This window comes from Rhodococcus sp. MurmanLake-1 (assembly GCF_056945715.1).
The window spans coordinates 16,168-30,165 of record NZ_JBWZNF010000006.1 but is presented as its reverse complement, the minus strand read 5'-3'; the positions used below and the strand labels follow the sequence as shown (position 1 = coordinate 30,165).

Below are 13,998 nucleotides of genomic sequence, written 5' to 3'. Positions count from 1 at the left end.
GCGAACACCTGGGCGAAAACCTGCGACCGGGGCACCGTCCACCGCGCCCCGTCCGACAGTCGGCACACCCACGCTATTTCACCGCGCGCACGCCTATCCCCAGCCCGACCACAGCCACGCTGACGGCAGCGAAGATTCCTGCCAGAACGCTGCCCGACGCGAAGTCACCGGCAAAGAGAGCCCGCTCGGCATCTACGACGTAGCCCAGCGGATTGATGTTCACGAGGACCTTCATCCAACCTGGTGCGTCGTCGAGCGGAAGCATGGTTCCCGACAGGATCAGGAGCGGGAACATCAGCGTCTGCTGAACGACCCAGAACATCCAATCCTGCTCCCGCACAGCCAGAGCGAGAGCGTACGAGAGCGCACCGAGTCCGACGCCGAACACTCCCAGCAGGACGATTCCGAGCGCGGCGCCCGCTGCATTGACGTCCAATCCGAGCGGTAGAGCAACAAGGATGATCAGAATCGCCTGCGCGGCAAGCGGAACCATCTCCTTGCATGCCCTCCCGATCAACAACGAAGAGCGTCTGAGCGGAGTCACCAACATTCGCTCGTGGGATCCCTGCTGCATCTCCATCAGAAGGTTGGAACCGGTCATCGTCGTGCCGAAGATCGCGATCATCACCAATACACCGGGGATGAACCAATTCCATACGCCGTCACCGGTACCCGGGACCCCTTTGAGCAGAGGCCCGAACAGGGCCAACAGGATCAGGGGCTGGATGAGGCTGAAGATGACGCTGACCGGGTCACGCAACATCGGCCGCAGTTCACGGCCCATCACGATCGCGCTGTCTCGAACAATGTTGCCGTGCGCGCTACGTGGGGTATCGAGTGTGATTGTCATGGCGGATTCCTGTTCGTCGTAGTTCTTCGTCGTAGTTCTAGGAAGCAACCGCGGCGGCGCTCTCGCGCAGGCTGCGGCCGGTGAGAGTGAGGAAAACGTCGTCGAGAGTCGGCCTGGTGATGTCCGCAGTGACTGCGCGGGCGCCGTGGGTATCGGCTTCACGCAGCAATACCGGTAGCGTCGAATCACCCTCGCCGGCACGGATACTCACCGAGCTTGCCTCGACCGTGACGTCACGCACAGTGACAAGTTGCTCGGCCACCGACGCCGCGATGGCGGCCGCTTCGGCACTGTCGAAGGTGAGCAGAAGATGATCCCCCGCGAGATCCGCTTTGAGTGCGGCAGCGGTGTTGTCCGCGATGACAGTGCCTTCGTCGATGACGATGACCCGCTCTGCCATCGAATCCGCTTCTTCGAGGTAGTGCGTGGTCAGCACGATCGTCGTGCCCATCTCTCGCCGCAACCGCAGGATGTGGTCCCAGAGGTTGGCCCGACTCTGCGGGTCCATGCCCGTGGTCGGCTCGTCGAGGAACAGGAGTGGTGGGCGATGGACCAGGCCCAGAGCGATATCGAGCCGCCGTCGCTGCCCGCCGGACAGCGTACTGACCTTTCGAGTACCCAATTCGGTGAGTTCGAGATCACGCAGCAATTCGTCGGCCCGGACCTGCGAGTCGCCCTTGGGCATTCCGTAGCACAACCCCTGCGTCACCAACTCGTCGCGAACCCGCTGGTTGTGGCCGGCTCCGTTCCCCTGTCCGACGTATCCGAGGCTGGAGCGCACCTCGTTTCGTGCCGCAGCGATGTCGAATCCTGCGATCCGCGCAGTACCGGAAGTGGGCTCGAGCAAGGTGGTCAGCATGCGCAACGTCGTCGATTTTCCGGCACCGTTCGGCCCAAGCAAGGCAACCAACTCGCCCTCCGCTACGTCGAGAGTGACTCCCTTGACTGCTTCCACGAGTTTCTTGCCCTGGGCGAAGTGCTTGGTGAGCGCCTCCGTCTCGATCATCGGTCTGCCGTTGTTGATGCGACTCATGATGTGCCCCAATTTCTTCTCGACTGGTCGGATGTGGACCAACCTAAATTCAATTGAGGACGCATTGGGTCCTAAATGTTTGGCAGACTTCTTGCCATGAAGGAGACATCGGCTCGCCTACTGCGGTTGCTGTCACTGCTCCAGACACGTCGAGACTGGTCCGGTGCCGAACTCGCAGACAAGCTCGCGATCACCCCGCGCACAGTCAGACGTGACGTGGACCGCCTCCGCGATCTCGGCTACCCGGTCGACGCGACGGTCGGCGTCGGCGGTGGATATCGCCTGGGAGCGGGCGCGGAGATGCCCCCGCTACAGCTCGATGACGAAGAAGTGCTCGCGGTGGCGCTCTCTTTGCAGTCCGGAGCGACCGGCTCTGTGGTCGGCATCGGCGAGGCTTCGATGCGCGCGCTGGCGAAGCTGCGGCAGATCATGCCGTCGAGGCTGCGACACCGTCTGGAGTCGCTGTCGATCGACGTCGTGCCACGCGAGCCGGCCGCGAGCGCAGTCGATGCGTCGGTACTGTCCGCCATCGCGTCCGTATGCCACAACCACGAGCGTTTGAGATTCGACTACAGCACTCACGACGGCACCCAGAGCCGACGCGAGGTGGAACCGTACAGGCTCGTGCGGTCGGGTGTTCGGTGGTATCTGGTGGCTTGGGATCTATCTCGCGAAGACTGGCGGTCGTTCCGCGTCGACCGGATGGAACCCAAGATTCCCACCGGTCCGCGGTTCACGCCGCGGGAACTACCAGCCGGTGGTGCGGCAGACTTCGTTTCGCGCGGCGTCGCCCGGGCTTATTCCTCCACGCGCGCAACAGTTCTACTGCATGCACCCATCGAGCAGATAGCGCCCATGGTCAGTGAGCAGTGGGGATCAGTGGAGTCCACCGACGAAGGGCGTTGCGTCATAGTGCTTTCGGGCACTTCCCTACGGTCGATCGCAATGTGGCTCAGGGCTTTCGACGTCGATTTCACCGTTGTGAATCCGCCCGAACTCCGAGAGGAATGCCGCGCGATCGCAGCAGAAACCGCAGTGGCCGCTCAGCGTTATCTCGATGCGTGAGAGCACTTTTCACCCAAAATGCAACAAGACCCCAACTCCGAAGAGTTGGGGTCCTGTCAGTACGTCATGCGTCGGTTGCCCGACTCACATGGACGTCTTAGACGATGGTAACGCCGGTGGCCTGCGGGCCCTTGTTGCCCTGACCGATCTCGAACGCCACGCGCTGGTTCTCCTCGAGAGTGCGGAAGCCGCCACTCTGGATCTCGGAGTAGTGAACGAAGACGTCAGCACTGCCGTCTTCGGGAGCGATGAAGCCGAACCCCTTCTCGGAGTTGAACCACTTCACGATGCCCTCTGCCATGTAAATCTCCTCTAACACAGTGTCAACAGGCAGTCGCTTCGACCGCCCGGGTCACTTACTACGACCGTTCTGAGACAAATCCGTGGAGGATGTCCAAACGCTCGCAACCTAACCATTTGCGAGCGTGGAAACACAAACACAAACACTTACGACCAACACAAGTAGACCACACATCCGCCCTGTTGTCTCCCCTGAGGCCTTCGTCACTGCCCAACCCGTTGACAGGCATACCCCCTGGGGGTACCTTCAGTCCCAGGGAGATACCTACACCGGGTATCCGTAAAATGAGTTTTACACAAGCGAAGGGATCTGCGATGACCACCGCCGAATACACCGTTTCCGGAATGACCTGCGGACACTGCGTCGGATCCGTCAAGGAAGAGATCGGCAACATCGCGGGCGTAACCGCGGTGAATGTCGAATTGGCGAGCGGACGCGTCGTTGTCACCAGCGATGCCCCCGTCTCCGCAGCCGACGTCGTCGCAGCAGTCGACGAAGCCGGCTACGCAGTCGTACCAAGCTGAGTCAGCCGTGCCCACCTCGACAACACTTGCCACCTACGCCGTAGGGTTGGTCGCCGTCTTCGGCGCCGCCCTCGGCGTGGGGGCCGCAATCGGAAGCCCGATAGACATGTCCACTACCCAGCACAGCACCCACGAATCAACCGCTGAATCGATGCCAGGCATGGATTCGGCGACACCCGCAGGGCTCGAAGTCTCTTCCGGCGGATACACACTCACCGACGTGACCGCACCCGGTCGAGCTGGGGAGCCGGGAACCTTGACCTTCCGGATTCTCGACAGCACCAACAAGCCCGTCGTCGATTTCGACCACCTGCACGAGAAGAAGCTCCACCTCATCGTCGTCCGAAACGACACCAGCGAATTCCGCCACGTACATCCTTCTCTCGCCGCAGACGGCACCTGGTCGATCGACTGGACCTGGCCCGTCGCCGGCACCTACCGAGTCTTCGCGGACTTCGATCCCGCCGACGGCACCCAACTGACGCTCGGCCGAAACTTCGACGTGGCAGGCGAATTCACTCCTGCGCCGCTGCCCGCGAAGAGCGCGACCGCAACCGTCGACGGATACACCGTGACTCTCGACGGTGATCTGACCACTGCCGGCGGCCCGATCACGCTGAGCGTTGCTCGCGACGGAGCCCCGGTCACCGATCTCGATCCGTACCTCGGTGCCTACGGTCATCTTGTTGCGCTTCGCACCGGCGACCTCGCCTACCTGCACGTTCACCCCGAGGGTGAACCGGGCGACGGCGTCACTTCTCCCGGTCCTGACGTTTCCTTCCACGCACAGGCGCCGAGCGAAGGCACATACCGACTGTTCCTCGACTTCCAGCACGAGGGCGTGGTTCGCACCGCCGAATTCACTGTTGATGCAGGCACTTCCGCAGCTTCAGTTCCAGACAATCACGAGGGAGGGCACTGATGACGTCACCGACTGCGGTCGACAATGCTGCCAACTCGAGCAGCGTCGAACTCGCGATCACCGGAATGACCTGCGCCTCCTGCGCGTCACGAATCGAGAAGAAGCTCAACAAGATCGACGGCGTCACAGCCACCGTCAACTACGCGACGGAAAAAGCCAAGGTCACCTTCCCGGACGGGGTACCCGTCGAAGATTTGGTCACCGCCGTCGAGAATGCCGGTTACGCTGCCGCGCTCCCGAAACCGCCCAGCGCGCCAGACACCGTCGACCCGGATGCGGAAACCCCGCAGGATCGTGATCTGCGCGAGCTTCGTACCCGCCTGATCATCTCGACTCTGCTCTCCGTGCCGGTCATCGCGATGGCGATGATTCCTGCGTTGCAGTTCGACAACTGGCAGTGGCTCTCCCTCACGCTGGCCGCACCGGTCATCGTGTGGGCGGCCCTTCCCTTCCACCGGGCTGCCTGGGTCAACCTGCGTCACGGCGCCGCAACGATGGACACGCTCATCTCGCTGGGCACCATCGCAGCGTTCGTCTGGTCGCTGTATGCACTGTTCTTCGGCACCGCGGGCGAAGCGGGAATGAAACACGCGTTCAGACTGACGGTCGACCGGATGGACGGCAGCGCCAACATCTACCTCGAGGTTGCCGCGGGCGTCATCACGTTCGTGCTCGCCGGACGCTACTTCGAGCACAAGTCCAAGCGCACGTCCGGCGCCGCACTACGCGCGCTCATGGAACTCGGTGCAAAAGACGTCGCGGTACTGCGAAACGGCGTCGAAGTACGAATCCCCGCCGAAGAACTGGCAGCGGGCGACTCCTTCATCGTTCGGCCCGGCGAGAAAATCGCCACCGACGGCATCATCACCGAAGGCCGCTCAGCCGTCGACATGAGCATGTTGACCGGCGAATCCGTCCCGGAGGAGGTCGGTGTCGGAGACACCGTCGTCGGGGCCACCGTCAATGTCGGTGGAACCTTGACCGTCGAGGCCACCCGAGTCGGGAGCGACACCCAACTCGCCCAGATGGCGGCACTGGTCGAAGACGCCCAGAACGGCAAGGCCGAAGTTCAGCGCCTCGCCGATCGAATCGCCGGCATCTTCGTACCGGTCGTCATCGCGATTGCCGTTGCGACACTGGGCTACTGGCTCGGTACCGGCAACCCCATCGAGATGGCATTCACCGCTGCGGTCGCCGTCCTGATCATCGCGTGCCCCTGTGCTCTCGGATTGGCAACGCCCACAGCTCTGTTGGTGGGCACCGGCCGCGGAGCCCAGATGGGAATCCTCATCAAGGGACCCGAGGTGCTCGAATCGACGCGCGCAGTCGACACCGTCGTGCTCGACAAGACGGGGACCGTCACCACCGGTCAGATGACATTGCTGGACACCGTGGTGGGCGAAGGAACAACCGTCGACGAGGTCCTTCGGCTGGCCGGTGCACTCGAGCATCGCTCCGAGCACCCCATCGCCGCTGCGATCGCGAAGGGTGCGACCGAAGCCGTGGGCGAATTGCCTGCGGTCGAGGATTTCGTGAACGTCGCCGGTCGCGGCGTGCAGGGAATGGTCGACGGTCATGCCGTTGTTGCCGGCCGAGACGCGCTGCTCGCCGACTGGTCGATGCCGTTGCCGGAAAATCTCCGTGACGCGAAAGCTGAAGCAGAGAAGGCCGGGCGCACCGCAATCGCGGTGGGCTGGGACGGTAAGGCGCACGGCGTCCTCGTGATCGCCGACGCGGTCAAGGACACGAGCGCCGAAGCAATCGCGCAGTTGAAGGCACTCGGCCTCGAACCGGTTCTGCTGACCGGTGACAACGCCACCGTTGCCCGCACCGTGGCGGATCAGGTCGGGATCAGCACCGTCTTCGCCGAGGTCATGCCGGCGGACAAGGTCGACGCCGTCAAGAAGCTGCAGGCGGAAGGACGCGTCGTAGCCATGGTCGGCGACGGCGTGAACGACGCGGCGGCCCTGGCTCAGGCCGATCTCGGTCTGGCGATGGGCACGGGTACCGACGTTGCAATCGAGGCCAGCGACATCACCCTGGTTCGAGGTGACCTGCGGTCGGCAGCCGATGCAATTCGACTGTCCCGCAAGACGCTCAAGACCATCAAGGGCAACCTGTTCTGGGCATTCGCCTACAACACGGCAGCGATCCCGCTGGCTGCGGCCGGCCTGCTCAACCCGATGCTCGCTGGTGCCGCAATGGCATTCAGCAGTGTGTTCGTGGTGAGCAACAGCCTGAGGTTGCGGCGGTTCAAGTAAGGGGGCAAGCCCCTGTGCGCGGTTAGGGAGTCCCTGCACTCCTTAACCGCGCACGGGGCTATTCGCCTCCAGCCAGCCGAACGAAGGCTGCTGCGTCGAGCATCTCGCCACGCGTCTGTGGCTCGATGCCGGCAGCGAGGAGCCGTCGCTCGGCCTCGGCAGGCGAACCTGCCCACCCGCTGAGCGCGGCACGCAAAGTTTTGCGGCGCTGCGCGAATGCGGCGTCGATGGCAGCAAAAACCTGCTTGCGGTGTTTCTCGTCCATCGGCCACGGCGGCTCCGCGTACCGGTCGATACGAACCAGACCTGATTCCACCTTCGGCACCGGCCAGAACACGTTGCGTCCGACGGCACCGGCGCGGCGAACCTCGCCGAAGAAGTTGGCCTTGACGCTGGGAACGCCGTAGATCTTGCTTCCCGGATCAGCCGCCAGGCGATCGGCAACCTCGGCTTGCACCATCACGAGTGCGGTCCGCAGACTCGGGAGCGATGCGAACAGATGCAACAGCACCGGCACCGCGACGTTGTACGGCAGGTTCGCAACCAGCGCGGTCGGCTCGCCTGGAATCTGTGAAGGCAGCACACGCATCGCGTCCGCTTCGACGACGGTCAGTCGATCGGCCAACTCCGGCGCTCGCTCGGCGACCGTCTTGGGAAGGCGAGCCGCGAGGTTGGGATCGATCTCGACCGCGATCACACGATCGACGACGTCCATCAGCGCCATCGTCAGCGAACCGAGACCCGGCCCCACCTCGAGAACGACATCGTCACGAGTGACGCCTGCCGTGGTGACGATGCGTCGCACGGTATTGGCGTCGTGAACGAAGTTCTGCCCCAACTGTTTCGTGGGCCGGACACCGAATTCCTCGGCAAGAGCGCGCACCTCGACCGGACCGAGCAGGGCTGCCTGCCCGCGCGGAGTAGCGATGGGTTCGTTCGATTGTTCGGCGTCTGACACCAGTAGAACTTATCCCAGTCCGAGGCGACCCGAGCACGACGGCCATGCGCCCCAGCCCTGAGTGCGCTGCGTTTGCGTCGCGATCGCGATCTGCTCTTCACGGGTTGCGAGGTCGGCGCGAGGCGCATACTTCAACCCGCCCTGCCGTTCCCACGTGTTCTGGTCGAACTGCACGCCGCCGTAGAAACCGTTGCCGGTGTTGATAGCCCAGTTGCCGGTGGCCTCGCACTGTGCGAGCGCGTCCCACGTCGAACCGTTCTCCACGGGCGGCACCTCGGTGCCCGGCTTCGTTCCCACGCGCACGACCTTCGGCTGCGCCGGTGTGGTGATCGTCTCCGATACCTGTGTACGTCCGGCCTCGACACCGTTGACGAGATTCACGGCGAACGTCACGTCACGCACGCCGGGAACGCCCGGATTCTCGATGATCGTGCGACTCTGGTTCATCGTCGGATCCTCGATGCGCTGATCCGGCGGATCGAGCGGCAAGGTCTCGACCTTGTTCTCGGTGCGGTTGCGCGTCACCGTGACCTCGAGGCCCTCGGTCAGCGGAGCGTCGGCGGCGGGAACCACCGTGTCCGACTGCTCGAGCGGAGTGCCGTTGGCCGTAAGGAACTCGCCCACCGTCGGTGCCGCGATACGCACGTCGGCCGCCGCGTTTGCGCCGTCGACCAGTTTTGCGACGACCGGTGTCAAGACGTCGAGCGCGGCGCCGTCGAGCGGGAGACGCTGCGAGCGCGACGCCGACACGTGCACATCCGCTGAGACATCCAACTGCTTGAGCGCGTCGTCGACGGTCAAGGCGGTGGTCCAGAGCTTCTGCGGCTGACCGTCGACCGTCAGCGTGATCTCACGAGCACGACGAAGCACCACGGTGTCGCCGTCGGACAGCGACGCGTCGGCCGCGGGAGCAACCGCATCCTTGTCACCGATCGGGTAACCCGCGTCCTCGAGAGCGCCGTCGACGTTGGTCGACATGGTGCTCAGGTGAATCTGCTCACCGTCGACGTCGAGGGTGATGGTCTTGTGCCGGACGACGGCCAGAACGCCACCCACGAGAACCGTCAGGAGAAGAGCGGCAATCGCCGAGTACAACAACGGCGACCTGGTCGAGTTGATCTTGGCGAACGGTGACATGGGTTCCTGAGTTCTGTGTGGAGTGTCGGCGCGTCAGCGCAGGCCCAATTTGCTGGTGCAGGACGGCCACGCACCCCAGCCCTGACCGGCGCGGACCTTCTCGCCGATCGCGATCTGCTGTTCACGTGATGCGAGGTCGGCGCGCGCTGCGTACTGACCGCCGCCGAATGCTTCCCAGGTGCTCTGGGTGAACTGAAGTCCTCCGTAGAAACCGTTGCCCGTGTTGATGGCCCAGTTTCCGGTCGCTTCGCACTGAGCAATGGAGTCCCACGTCGACGCGTTGGACACAGCGGGCGCGGACGTCTGCTTGGTTCCGACCTTCACCACTGCTGCGACCGGTTCCTTGATCACGGTCGCGGACAGTTCGGTTCGTCCAGCCTCGACGCCGTTGACGGTCTTGACCTCGACGGTGGCCGTGCGCTCGCCGGCAACACCCGGGTTTTCGACGACGGTCTTGTCCTTCTCGAGCTCGGGATCTTCGACCTTGTTCTCGGGCGGCGCGATCGGCTGCGTCTCGACGCGAGTGTCCGTGCGGTCGCGGGTGACCTGAATGGTCAAGCCGTTGGTAACGGGTGTGTCAGCGGTGGGAACCACCGAGTCGGCCTGCTCGAGCGGCGCATTCTTGGCCGCGAGAAGATCACCGACGGTTACGGCGGCGAGCTTGATCTCGGCCGCCGGAGCACCACCGTCGCTGACGCTGACGGTCTTCGGGCTGACGACGTCGAGCTCGGTGCGTTCAAGGGGCAGACGATGCGAGCGCGAAGCCGAGACTGCGAAGTCGTCGGAAACATCTACCTGCTTCAATGCCTCGTCGACCGTCAATGCGGTGGTCCAGATGGTCGTCGGCTGACCGTCCACGGTCAGCGCCAACTCACGGGCACGGCGCAGTACGACGGTATCGCCGTCGGACAGTGAGGAATCGGCGCTGGGAGCGAGCGCGTCCTTGGGATCGACCGGGTATCCGGCGTCCTCGAGAGCGGTACCGACGCTGCTCGACATCGTGGACAGCGAAATCATGTCGCCGTCGACGTCGAGGGTGATCGTCTTGTGCCGAACCACGGCGAGCGCACCTCCGACAATGAGCGTCAGAAGCAACGCACCCACCACTGAATAGAGAAGTGGTGACTTCGTGGAGTTGATCTTGGCAAAAGGCGACACAGGAAATCCCAAGGCAGACGACGTTCGATCACAATACGGTAACGACCGAGCGTTGTATCGGCAACCAAATCACAACGAAATGCGACTTTTGTCACGGAACGGCAACGGCGTGTCGTGTGTTCTGCACTTTCCGGCTCCGATACCCGTGTATCGATTCAGCTCTGGGCGCAGTATGTTCTCGTCTGGTTCAAAGCAGTCCGGCGATCCCGGGCGCGACAGAAGAAAGCTGGGCGATAGTGCGAAGAAGATTCGACAGACCACGTAATGCCAGGTGGCCGATCCTGGCCATCCTGCTGGCGCTGATCGCAGCGCTGTTCGCCCCCGGAATCGCGAGCGCGCAACCCGGTCGCACCTACACGATCGCCACCGATCTGACATTCGCCCCGTTCGAATTCGAGAACGAAGACGGCAAACTCGTCGGCATCGACATCGATCTCCTCAACGCGATCGCCGAGGACCAAGGTTTCAAGGTCGACATCAAGCAGCTCGGCTTCGACGCTGCGCTTCAGGCCGTGCAGGCCGGGCAGGCCGACGGCGTCATCGCCGGCATGTCCATCACCGACGCCCGCAAGCAGGTTTTCGACTTCTCCGACCCGTACTTCGAGTCGGGCGTGCAGATGGCGGTCCTCGAGACCGACAACGACGTGAAGGCGTACGAGGATCTGAAGGGCAAGCGCGTCGCGGTCAAGAACGGCACCGAGGGCGCCAGCTTCGCCGAGTCCATCAAGGACCAATACGGCTTCACCACAGTCTATTTCGCCGACTCCGCCAGCATGTACGACGAGGTCCGCACCGGAAACTCCGTCGCAGTCTTCGACGACTACCCCGTCCTCGCCTACGGCATCACACAGGGCAACGGCCTCAAGACGGTCACCGAAAAAGAGGTGGGCGCGAGCTACGGCTTCGCAGTCAACAAGGGCCAGAACGCCGAACTGCTCCAGATGTTCAACGCTGGACTGCAGAACCTGCGCGACGACGGCCAGTACGACGAAATCGTCTCGACCTACCTCGGTCAGGGCGCGTCGACGTCGGACAACTCCATCATCGGCTTGATCAAGAGCACCTATCCCCAGCTCCTCAAGGGCCTGTGGTTGACGATCGTTCTCTCGGTCGTCTCGATCGCGATCGCTCTGGTCCTGGGTGCGATCTTCGGTCTCTGCCGCGTGTCCACCAACATGTTCGTCCGAGGTATAGGCACGACCTACGTCGACATCTTCCGCGGCACACCGCTGTTGGTGCAGGCGTTCTTCATCTACTTCGGCATCCCGGCAGCCCTGCATTTCCAGATGTCCGCCTTCACCGCAGGCATCATCACGCTCTCGCTCAACGCCGGTGCGTACATGGCTGAAATCGTCCGCGGCGGCATCTTGTCCGTCGACAAGGGACAGATGGAGGCGTCACGAAGCCTGGGCATCAGCTACATGAAGTCGATGCGAAAAGTCATCATGCCGCAGGCAATTCGCACGATGATCCCGTCGTACATCAACCAGTTCGTCATCACCCTCAAGGACACGTCGATCCTGTCGGTCATCGGACTCGCCGAGCTCACTCAGACGGGGCGCATCATCATCGCGCGCAACTTCCAGTCGTTCAACATGTGGCTGATCATCGGCGTCATGTACTTCATCATCATCATGGCGCTCACCAAGCTGTCGAACCGCCTCGAGAAGAGGATCAACAAGTGACCGAAACAGCCATCAACATGGGCAAGTCCGACACCGAGGTCAAGATTTCGGTCAAGGGACTGAAGAAGTCGTTCGGCGACAACGAGGTCCTCAAAGGCCTCGACGTCGACATCAAGAGCGGTGAAGTGGTCTGCGTCATCGGGCCTTCCGGTTCGGGTAAGTCCACCTTCCTGCGCTGCCTCAACCGCCTCGAAGACATCACCGCCGGATCCGTGCGCGTCGACCAGTTCGACCTCACGAACAAGGACGTCGACATCGACAAGGTGCGCCAGCACATCGGGATGGTGTTCCAGCACTTCAACCTGTTCCCACACATGAGCGTCGTCGAAAACGTGATGCTCGCCCCGGTGCAGACCGGGCGATCGACCAAGGATCAGGCTCGCGAGATCGCCGTCAAACTGCTGGGCCAGGTCGGTCTCGCGGAGAAGGCAGATGCCAAGCCCGCCAGCCTGTCCGGTGGGCAGAAGCAACGTGTGGCCATTGCCCGCGCACTGGCGATGAGCCCGGACATCATGCTCTTCGACGAGGCCACCAGCGCCCTCGACCCGGAGATGGTGGGAGAGGTTCTGCAGGTGCTTCGTGACCTCGCAAAGCAGGGCATGACCATGGTCGTCGTAACCCACGAAATGGGCTTCGCCCGTGAGGTTTCCGATCGAGTCATCTTCATGGCCGATGGATACATCGTCGAGGAAGGCAAGCCGGAGAATCTGTTCGGCAACCCCCAGCAGCAGCGCACCCAGGACTTCCTGGCGAAGGTCCTGTAGGGGCAAGCCCCCTGTGCGCCTTTTTGGTAGTGGGGACTACCGGAAAGGCGCACGGGTGGTGGCCAATTCGACGACAACGGCCGTCTCCATCCAGCCACGCCGACCGGCAACCAGCGACGACATGCCGCGAAAATGTGGTGGGACCTTCTCGACTCGAACGTGATCGGTGCTTCCAGGTACCAACACCCAGTGTCTGGGTTCTTGTTCGACAAATTCGCCGCGCTCGAGTCGGATCGAGAGAACGATCCCGGCAGTAGGTTCCACGTCGTCGGGAAAGATTCCTCCGTGAACCGACCCGTCGAACCACAACGAGTCAGGTATCGGGTGCAAAGCCCACGAAGATTTTTCACCGACCACCGGCAACGGTGCACAGCACTCGAATTCCCACGTTTCGATGCGGACTGTGACCACGTTGTAGTCATTCATCTGAAATACCCCGCGCAGTAGACGGACCGGGACACGACGATCCCGGGCGCGGAGTTACCTGTCGAACCAGAATAGCGTCAGATCTTGTAGACGCGCTCCGCTGTCGCCGTGGACGCCGCTGCCAGGGCCTGCGGATCCTCGCCGCGGATGTCTGCGAGTGCACGCACTGTGTACGGCAGGCAGTACGACTCGTTAGGCGCACCGCGGAACGGGTGCGGCGTCAAGAACGGCGCATCCGTCTCGACGATCAGCTGATCCGACGGCACCAACAGCGCGGCCTCACGCAGCGCCTTCGCATTCTTGAAACTCACGGTTCCCGAAAAACTCAACACGTACCCGGCGGCGATGCACTCCCGCGCCATCTCCGAATCCGAGGAGAAGCAGTGGAACACCACTGTCTCCGGCGCGCCTTCCTCGTTCAGCACCCGCAGCAAGTCCTGGTCGGCTTCGCGGTTGTGAATCATCAGCGTCTTACCGAGACGCTTCGCGAGGTCGATGTGCCACCGGAAACCGTCGACCTGCTCCTCGATCGTGGCGCACCCTTCGAGCTTGCCTGGCCAGTAGAGATCCAGCCCGGTCTCCCCCACCGCGACGACCCGCGGATTGGACGCCAACCGTTCGATCTCGGCCCTGGTGTCGGCATCCAGGACGTTCGCCCTGGTCGGATGGATTGCGACGGCTGCGTAAACCCTCGAATCCCAGTTCGCAGCGTCGACGGCAAAGCGTGCAGCATCGAGGTCGTCGGCCACCGTGACGACCCGTCCGACGCCGACGGCCTCGGCTCGATCGACTATTTCGGCCACGGTCGCAGCGTCGTGTGCGCCACACGCGTCGAGGTGCGTATGGGCGTCGATCAGAGGCGACAAGGGCTCAGGGGCATCGGGGGCGGGACGGTCTTTGCTCACGCCCGATAG

At 62.9% G+C, this 13,998-nt stretch carries 14 protein-coding genes; 6 read left to right on the top strand and 8 right to left on the bottom strand.

All coding sequences use genetic code 11. From position 1 onward, the window contains the following. Positions 1 to 73: 73 nt before the first annotated feature. Both AC2ETI_RS17915 and AC2ETI_RS17910 read right to left on the bottom strand, forming a co-directional pair. Positions 74 to 850, bottom strand: coding sequence for an ABC transporter permease (locus AC2ETI_RS17915; protein WP_019744694.1), 777 nt, complete (start codon positions 848 to 850; stop codon positions 74 to 76). A 37-nt stretch (positions 851 to 887) separates the two neighbouring features. Further along, the gene (locus AC2ETI_RS17910; protein ID WP_037119705.1) at positions 888 to 1,883 is read right to left on the bottom strand and encodes an ABC transporter ATP-binding protein; all 996 of its coding nucleotides are present in this window, start codon (positions 1,881 to 1,883) and stop codon (positions 888 to 890) included. Between the two features lie 96 nt (positions 1,884 to 1,979). Here AC2ETI_RS17910 and AC2ETI_RS17905 point away from each other — a divergent pair, with 96 nt between their 5' ends. Further along, a complete protein-coding gene (locus tag AC2ETI_RS17905; protein WP_060939755.1) occupies positions 1,980 to 2,948 on the top strand; it encodes a helix-turn-helix transcriptional regulator in 969 nt (322 codons plus the stop codon). 97 nt (positions 2,949 to 3,045) lie between these two features. Here AC2ETI_RS17905 and AC2ETI_RS17900 read toward each other — a convergent pair whose 3' ends face one another. Then, positions 3,046 to 3,249: a cold-shock protein gene (locus AC2ETI_RS17900; protein ID WP_003946232.1), complete on the bottom strand. Its 204-nt coding sequence runs from the start codon at positions 3,247 to 3,249 to the stop codon at positions 3,046 to 3,048. 314 nt (positions 3,250 to 3,563) lie between these two features. On the opposite strand from AC2ETI_RS17900, the gene AC2ETI_RS17895 reads away from it, so the two are divergent. From AC2ETI_RS17895 to AC2ETI_RS17885, 3 genes are read left to right on the top strand one after another with little or no spacing between them, the layout of a single operon-like run. Then, complete coding sequence (locus AC2ETI_RS17895) at positions 3,564 to 3,773, top strand: heavy-metal-associated domain-containing protein (protein ID WP_483634179.1); 210 nt, start codon at positions 3,564 to 3,566, stop codon at positions 3,771 to 3,773. A 7-nt stretch (positions 3,774 to 3,780) separates the two neighbouring features. Further along, complete coding sequence (locus tag AC2ETI_RS17890; protein ID WP_483634178.1) at positions 3,781 to 4,695, top strand: hypothetical protein; 915 nt, start codon at positions 3,781 to 3,783, stop codon at positions 4,693 to 4,695. Beyond that, positions 4,695 to 6,956 (top strand): heavy metal translocating P-type ATPase, encoded by a 2,262-nt coding sequence (locus AC2ETI_RS17885; protein ID WP_060939745.1) that lies wholly within the window; start codon positions 4,695 to 4,697, stop codon positions 6,954 to 6,956. Before AC2ETI_RS17890 ends, AC2ETI_RS17885 begins: the two co-directional genes overlap by 1 nt. 58 nt (positions 6,957 to 7,014) lie before the next feature. Here AC2ETI_RS17885 and rsmA read toward each other — a convergent pair whose 3' ends face one another. Genes rsmA through AC2ETI_RS17870 form a run of 3 tightly spaced genes read right to left on the bottom strand, consistent with a single transcriptional unit; the run spans position 7,015 to position 10,209 of the window. After that, positions 7,015 to 7,914, bottom strand: a complete 900-nt coding sequence (gene rsmA, locus AC2ETI_RS17880) for a 16S rRNA (adenine(1518)-N(6)/adenine(1519)-N(6))-dimethyltransferase RsmA (protein WP_003946263.1) — start codon at positions 7,912 to 7,914, stop codon at positions 7,015 to 7,017. A 9-nt stretch (positions 7,915 to 7,923) separates the two neighbouring features. Further along, entirely contained in the window at positions 7,924 to 9,051 is a 1,128-nt protein-coding gene (locus tag AC2ETI_RS17875; RefSeq protein ID WP_483634177.1) for a transglycosylase family protein, read from the bottom strand. Positions 9,052 to 9,084: 33 nt separating this feature from the next. After that, positions 9,085 to 10,209, bottom strand: coding sequence for a resuscitation-promoting factor (locus AC2ETI_RS17870; RefSeq protein ID WP_019744700.1), 1,125 nt, complete (start codon positions 10,207 to 10,209; stop codon positions 9,085 to 9,087). Between the two features lie 236 nt (positions 10,210 to 10,445). On the opposite strand from AC2ETI_RS17870, the gene AC2ETI_RS17865 reads away from it, so the two are divergent. Further along, positions 10,446 to 11,894 carry an amino acid ABC transporter substrate-binding protein/permease gene (locus tag AC2ETI_RS17865; protein ID WP_019744701.1) on the top strand — a complete coding sequence of 483 codons (1,449 nt, stop codon included), beginning with the start codon at positions 10,446 to 10,448 and terminating at the stop codon, positions 11,892 to 11,894. A gap of 17 nt (positions 11,895 to 11,911) precedes the next feature. After that, complete coding sequence (locus tag AC2ETI_RS17860; RefSeq protein WP_020908610.1) at positions 11,912 to 12,658, top strand: amino acid ABC transporter ATP-binding protein; 747 nt, start codon at positions 11,912 to 11,914, stop codon at positions 12,656 to 12,658. A 36-nt stretch (positions 12,659 to 12,694) separates the two neighbouring features. Here AC2ETI_RS17860 and AC2ETI_RS17855 read toward each other — a convergent pair whose 3' ends face one another. Both AC2ETI_RS17855 and AC2ETI_RS17850 read right to left on the bottom strand, forming a co-directional pair. Next, a complete protein-coding gene (locus AC2ETI_RS17855) occupies positions 12,695 to 13,084 on the bottom strand; it encodes a DUF6578 domain-containing protein (RefSeq protein ID WP_020970326.1) in 390 nt (129 codons plus the stop codon). 77 nt (positions 13,085 to 13,161) lie between these two features. Continuing rightward, complete coding sequence (locus AC2ETI_RS17850; RefSeq protein ID WP_317830639.1) at positions 13,162 to 13,989, bottom strand: TatD family hydrolase; 828 nt, start codon at positions 13,987 to 13,989, stop codon at positions 13,162 to 13,164. Positions 13,990 to 13,998 lie beyond the last annotated feature (9 nt).